The organism is Nocardioides sp. P86, assembly GCF_023712465.1.
Taxonomy (GTDB): Bacteria; Actinomycetota; Actinomycetes; order Propionibacteriales; family Nocardioidaceae; genus Nocardioides; species Nocardioides kribbensis.
In genome coordinates this window covers 1-405 of the sequence record NZ_JAMAYE010000047.1, presented here as the reverse complement: position 1 = coordinate 405, position 405 = coordinate 1, and the positions used below count along the sequence as shown (strand labels likewise).

General features: G+C 61.5%; 1 protein-coding gene. It reads left to right on the top strand.

Annotation, left to right across the window (positions count from 1 at the left end):
* Nucleotides 1-405: DbpA RNA binding domain-containing protein (locus M3673_RS18885; RefSeq protein ID WP_251535620.1), on the top strand; the 405-nt coding region annotated here is incomplete at both ends.

Here is a 405-nt window from a genome sequence, read left to right as displayed (position 1 = left end):
GAGCTGTATCGCATTGAAGTGGGTCGCGATGACGGCGTTGAAGTGCGTCATATCGTTGGCGCGATCGCCAATGAAGGCGATATCAGCAGCCGTTACATCGGTAACATCAAGCTGTTCGCTTCTCACTCCACCATTGAGCTGCCGAAAGGGATGCCGGGCGAAGTGCTGCAGCACTTTACTCGTACCCGTATCCTGAACAAGCCGATGAACATGCAGCTGCTGGGCGATGCGCAGCCGCGCACCGAACGTCGTGGCGGCGGTGAGCGTCGCGAAGGCGGTCGTGGCTTCGGCGGCGAGCGTCGTGAAGGCGGTCGTGGCTTCGGTGGCGAACGTCGTGAAGGCGGTCGTGGTGAAGGTCGTCGTTTCAGCGGAGAACGTCGTGAAGGCCGTGCGCCGCGTCGTGAC